Consider the following 5,459-nt stretch of genomic DNA (forward strand, 5'->3'; position numbering starts at 1 on the left):
CGCCCAGTCGCGCCAGGGCCGCGCGCAGGTTGAGGGCGCCCGTGTAGAGGGCCTTGCCGACGATCGCCCCGCACACGCCGTCCTCCGCCCGCGCGGCCAGGGCCTCGAGGTCGGCGATGTCGCGCACGCCGCCCGAGGCGATCACCGCGCAGCCGGTGGCCCGGGCCAGCTCGGCGCAGGCCGCCACGTTGGGACCGGAAAGCGTGCCGTCGCGGGCGATGTCGGTGAAGATGAGCGTCTGCGCGCCGAGGGCGGCCAGCTGGCGCCCCAGGTCGAGGGCGCGCACGCCGGACGCCTCCTGCCACCCGCGCACGGCGACGATGCCGTCCCGCGCGTCGAGGCCGATGGCCACGCCGTCGGCACGCTCGGAAAGCAGCCGCGCCACCAGGTCCTTGTCCTCCAGGGCCGCCGTGCCGAGGATGACGCGGCGCACGCCCCGGTTCCAGTAGGCCCGGGCCGCCTCAGCGGTGCGGATTCCGCCGCCCACCTGCACCGGCACGTCGACGGCGCGCACAATGGCCGCCACCACGTCGGCGTTGACGGGCCGCCCTTCCCGCGCCCCGTCGAGGTCGACGACGTGGAGCCACGTCGCCCCCTCCGCCGCCCACCGCTTGGCCATGGCCACGGGGTCGCCATAGACCGTCTCCCGTCCGTAGTCGCCCTGCACGAGGCGGACGCATTGCCCGCCGCGAATGTCGATGGCCGGGTACAGGGTAAACGTCATCGCCGCTCCCCTTCCGTCACCGGCTGGCTCCGGCCGGCCGCCGGCGCGCCGCACAGGCGGGCAAAATTGGCCAGCAGCGCCAGCCCGGTTTTCCCGCTCTTTTCCGGATGGAACTGCATCCCGAACAACCGGCCGCGTCCGACGATGGCCGGCACCTCGCCATGGTAGTCGCATACGGCGAGGAGGATGTCGCGGCCCCCCGGCTCGACATAGTAGGAATGGACAAAGTAGACGTAGCCCTCGGGCACGCCGGCCAGAAGCGGCGACGCCCGAAGGTAGCGCAGCCGGTTCCACCCCATGTGGGGGATCTTGAAGCTCCCGCGGAAGCGCACCACGCGGCTCGGCAAGAGCCCGAGCCCCGCGTGGCGGCCGTGCTCCTCGCTCTCCTCAAACAAGAGCTGCATGCCGAGGCAGATGCCGAGGAGGGGCTTTCCGGCCTGCGCCGCGTCGACGAGGACGCGGTCGAGGCCGCGCCGGCGCAGGTTGGCCATGGCGTCGCCGAAGGCGCCAACACCCGGCAGAATGATGCCGCGCGCGCGTTCCAGGTCATCCGGGTCCGCGGTGACGAAACCGGAGAAGCCCAGGCGTTCGAGGGCACAGCGAACGCTGTAGAGGTTGCCCATGCCGTAGTCGACGATGGCGATCATGCTGTCCTCTCCCTGTTGACGGTTGGCCCGCCGTGCGGCCGCCGCGCCTACAGCGTGCCCTTCGTCGACGGCACGCCCCGTACCCGCGGGTCGCGCAGCGTGGCTTCGTCAAGGGCCCGGCCAAAGGCTTTGAACGTCGCTTCAATCATGTGATGCGTGTTCCGCCCGTAGTGGACGAGCACATGCAGCGTCATCCCCGCCTCGAGGGCCACCTTCCAGAAGAACTCGTGCACCAGCTCGGTGTCGAAGGCGCCGACCCGCGCCGCCGGCCACTCGGCGCGCCACTCCAGGTGCGGGCGGCCCGACAGGTCGATGACCACCTGGGCCAACGCCTCATCCATCGGCACAAAGGCGTGGCCAAAGCGCCGGATGCCGGCCTTGTCGCCCAGCGCCTGGCGCAGGGCCCGGCCGAGGCAGATGCCGATGTCCTCCACGGTGTGGTGGTCGTCGATATGGAGGTCGCCCTTGGCCCGCACGGTGAGGTCGAAGTGGCCGTGGCGGGCAAAGAGGTCAAGCATGTGCTCGAGAAAGGGCACGCCGGTGTCGAGGTCCGCCTGCCCCGCCCCGTCGATGACCAGGGACAGGGCGATGTCCGTCTCCGTCGTCGTCCGCTTCACCGTCGCCGCGCGGACGGCGGGTTCCGGCGCGATGCGGTCGCTCATGCGTCCCGCTCCCCTTTCCGGCAGGCTTCCCGTTCGTTGGCCCCCGCAGCCGTCGCGGCTGCATCCGCGTCACGCAGCCCCTCGGTTTCCTCCAGCCGAACGAGCACCGCCCGCGCGTGGGCCTCGAGGCCCTCGGCCCGGGCCAGGGTCACCACGTGCGCGGCATGGGCCAAGAGGTCAGCCCGGCTGTAGGCGATAACGTTGGTCGTCTTGAGAAAATCGTGCACCGACAGGCCCGAGAAGAAGCGCGCCGTCCCGTTGGTCGGCAGCACGTGGTTGGGGCCAGCGAAGTAGTCGCCCACCGGCTCCGGGCTGTGCGGGCCGAGAAAGACGGCCCCGGCATGGCGGATGCGCCCGAGCAGGGCCCACGGATCGGCCACAAGGAGCTCGAGATGCTCCGGCGCCAGGCGGTTGACCGTCTCCACGGCCTCGTCCAGCGATCCGGCCAGGAGGATGGCCCCGTTTCGCGCCAGGGCCTCGCGGGCGATGGCCGCGCGCGGGAGGTCAACAAGCTGCCGCTTCACCTCGGCCTGCACGGCCTCGGCCAGGGCCCGGTCCGTCGTCACGAGCACCGCCGCGCCGAGGGGATCGTGCTCGGCCTGGGACAGGAGATCGGCCGCCACATGGCGCGGATCGGCCGAAGCGTCGGCCAGGACGACGATCTCGCTCGGCCCGGCCACGGCGTCGATGCCCACGCGGCCAAACACCTCGCGCTTGGCCAGGGCCACGTACACGTTGCCGGGGCCGACGATCTTGTCCACCGGGCGGATCGTCTCCGTTCCGTAGGCCAGGGCGGCCACCGCCTGGGCCCCGCCGACGCGGTACACCTCGGAGACGCCGAGCAGGTGGCAGGCGGCGAGGATGCCCGGATGGACGTCTCCGTCCGGGCCCGGCGGCGTGACGACGGCGATTTCCCTCACGCCGGCCACCTGGGCGGGGATGACGTTCATCAGCACCGTCGACGGGTAGGCCGCCCGTCCCCCGGGCACGTAGACGCCGACGCGGTCGAGGGGGCGGACGAGCTGGCCGAGCACGGTCCCCGTCGCCGTCGGCTCGAACCACGAGGCGCGGCGCTGCCGCTCGTGGAAGGCGCGAATGTTGGCCGCCGCCGCCTCCAGCGCCGCGCGGAAGGCGGGGTCGGCCTCGCGCCACGCCCGTTCCAGCATCTCCGGCGGCACGCGGGGATCGTCGCCATCCCAGCCGTCAAACTGCGCCGTGTACCGGCGCACGGCGGCATCTCCCTCCGCGCGCACGGCGGCGAGGATGGCGCGCACCGCCGCCCGCTCCGCTTCGTGCGCGTCCACGTCTCGCCGCAGGTCGTACGACGCGGCGGGCATGATGCGCAAATGAGACGTCTTGCGCGTCATGGGGCCACCTCCGTCCCTTGCCGTCCGATCGCCGCCTCCAGCCGCGCGCACAGGTCGTCGACGGCGCGGCCCTTCATGCGGTAGCTGACGAGGTTGGCGATGAGCCGCGTCGTCACCTCGGCGATCGTCTCCAGCTCCACCAGGCCGTTTTCGCGCAGCGTCCGCCCTGTGGAGACGATGTCGACGATGCGGTCGGCCAGGCCGATGAGCGGGGCCAGCTCCACCGACCCGTTCAGCTTGATGATCTCCACCTGCTGCCCCCGCTCGCGGAAGTAGGTCGACGCAATGCGCGGGTACTTCGTCGCCACGCGGGGGGGCAAGGTGCGGCGACCAGTCGGGCTTCGCCGCAACAGCGATGCGACAACGGCTGATGCCCAGGTCGAGCAGCTCGTAGACGTCGCGCTCCTCCTCTTCCATCAGCACGTCCTTGCCGACCAGCCCCACATCGGCCACCCCGTACTCGACGTAGGTGGGCACGTCGAAGGGCTTGGCCAGAATGAAGGTGAGGGCGGCGTCGGGAACCGTCAGGATCAGGCGGCGCGACGCCTCCAGGTCCTCCGGAAGGGGCACGCCGCTCCGGCGGAGCAGGGCCACCGCCTCGTGGAAGATGCGCCCCTTCGGCAGCGCCACGCGAAGCCCCTCGGTCATCGCCGCTCCCTCCCCGTCGCCGGCCCGCACGCCACCGGGCCCTTGTCCAGAAAGCACAGCACCGCGCCGTTCGCCTGCTCGGCCATACGGACCGCCGCGTCGGCGTCGGCCACCCAGCGCGTCACCACGACCCGCCCCTCCTCGCGCAGCCGGCGGGCCGTCTGCAGGGCCTCGGCGCGGTGCGCGTCGTCGTACACCACCGTCACCGCCGGTGGATCCGGCTCCAGCTCGAGCGTCGACACTTCCCACACCCGGTCGAGGACGAGGGCAAACCCCGTCGCCGGGGCCGGGCGGGCGAAGAGGGCCATCAGGTGATCATAGCGGCCGCCGTGGAGGATGGGAAAGCCGTGGTCGGCGGCGTAGCCTTCGAAGAGCACACCGGTGTAATACCCGAGGTGGCCGATGAGCGTCAGGTCAACCCCCACGCAATCCGTCACCTCGTAGGCCGCCAGCACGTCCCACAGCCGGTACAGCGTCTCGAGGGCCGCCCCACACGCGCCGCCCCCCACCACCCGCGCGGCGGCCTCCAGCGTCTCGGCACCGCCGCGCAGCGCAAGCAGGGCCAAAAGCCGCTTCTTCGCCGCATCCGGAAGCGTCGAGCGGCCCACGGCCTGGCGGAAGCCGACGAAGTCGCGCCGCGCCAAGAACCGCTTGAGCTCGCCGCGCAGCGCCGCGTCGGGCACGGTCGACTCGAGCAGCCCAGCCAAAAACCCCATGTGCCCGACGGCGAGGGAAAAGCGAGCCACCCCCGCCGCCCGCAGGCAATCGACGGCGAGGGCGATCACCTCCGCGTCGGCGTCGGCCGCCCCGTCACCGATCAGCTCCACGCCCAGCTGGGGAAATTCCGCGCTGTGCCCCGCGTCTTTGCGCGGCCGGCGAAAGACGCTGGCCCGGTAGCATAGCCGCAGCGGCAGGGCTTCGCCGCGCAGCAGCGAGGCGGCCACCCGGGCGATGGGCGCCGTCATGTCCGGCCGCAGCACGAGGGCCATCCCCTGGCGGTCGAGCAGCGTGAAGCGCTGGTCGTCGGCCGTGGCGCTCGCCTTCCCCACCGTGTCGTCATATTCCAGCGTCGGCGTTTCGATTTCGCGGTAGCCCCACGCCGCCATCCGCGCGAGGACCCGCGCCTCAATCCGCCGCCGCTTGGCCAGCTCGTCGGGCAGCCAGTCGCGCATGCCCAGCGGTTTCTCGAAGACGCGCGGTCGGGTCATCGCCCCTGCTCCCTTCTTGTCGTCGGCGGCTCGTCGTCCGCCGCCCTTTACTTTTATATGCTACCATGCTACTAAACTAAAGTGTCGCGGTTTGTTTTCCAGCTTACCACGCCCGACGCGCCTTCGTCAACGGCTCGTTTCTCCGAGCTTTTTTCGCTGTGCCTGTATCTCGGCCTGATCTGCATCAGGCCATCTTCAGTTTT

5 protein-coding genes and 1 pseudogene are annotated in these 5,459 nt (G+C 71.4%); all 6 read right to left on the minus strand.

Translation table 11 applies throughout. The features are described 5' to 3' along the window. The coding region (gene hisA, locus IEX61_RS11770) for a 1-(5-phosphoribosyl)-5-[(5-phosphoribosylamino)methylideneamino]imidazole-4-carboxamide isomerase (protein WP_188818193.1) at window positions 1-724 on the minus strand (724 nt) is incomplete at its 3' end. Beyond that, complete coding sequence (hisH, locus tag IEX61_RS11775; protein ID WP_188818195.1) at window positions 721-1,371, minus strand: imidazole glycerol phosphate synthase subunit HisH; 651 nt, start codon at window positions 1,369-1,371, stop codon at window positions 721-723. The genes hisH and hisA, both read right to left, overlap by 4 nt. Window positions 1,372-1,418: 47 nt before the next feature. Continuing rightward, on the minus strand, window positions 1,419-2,033 hold the full coding sequence (gene hisB, locus IEX61_RS11780) for an imidazoleglycerol-phosphate dehydratase HisB (RefSeq protein ID WP_054673303.1): 615 nt from the start codon (window positions 2,031-2,033) through the stop codon (window positions 1,419-1,421). Further along, window positions 2,030-3,379 (minus strand): histidinol dehydrogenase, encoded by a 1,350-nt coding sequence (gene hisD, locus IEX61_RS11785; protein WP_188818199.1) that lies wholly within the window; start codon window positions 3,377-3,379, stop codon window positions 2,030-2,032. The genes hisB and hisD overlap by 4 nt, the downstream gene beginning before the upstream one ends. A gap of 17 nt (window positions 3,380-3,396) precedes the next feature. Continuing rightward, a pseudogene (hisG, locus tag IEX61_RS11790) lies at window positions 3,397-4,048 on the minus strand (ATP phosphoribosyltransferase). Next, a complete protein-coding gene (locus IEX61_RS11795) occupies window positions 4,045-5,256 on the minus strand; it encodes an ATP phosphoribosyltransferase regulatory subunit (protein WP_188818197.1) in 1,212 nt (403 codons plus the stop codon). Before IEX61_RS11795 ends, hisG begins: the two are co-directional and overlap by 4 nt. Window positions 5,257-5,459 lie beyond the last annotated feature (203 nt).

The organism is Calditerricola satsumensis, from assembly GCF_014646935.1.
GTDB lineage: Bacteria > Bacillota > Bacilli > Calditerricolales > Calditerricolaceae > Calditerricola > Calditerricola satsumensis.

Bases quoted from the DNA above. Each gene is read 5' to 3' on its own strand.
- hisH (WP_188818195.1), bottom strand. From the start codon at position 1,371: ATGATCGCCATCGTCGACTACGGCATGGGCAACCTCTACAGCGTTCGC.
- hisB (WP_054673303.1), bottom strand. From the start codon at position 2,033: ATGAGCGACCGCATCGCGCCGGAACCCGCCGTCCGCGCGGCGACGGTG.
- IEX61_RS11795 (WP_188818197.1), bottom strand. From the start codon at position 5,256: ATGACCCGACCGCGCGTCTTCGAGAAACCGCTGGGCATGCGCGACTGG.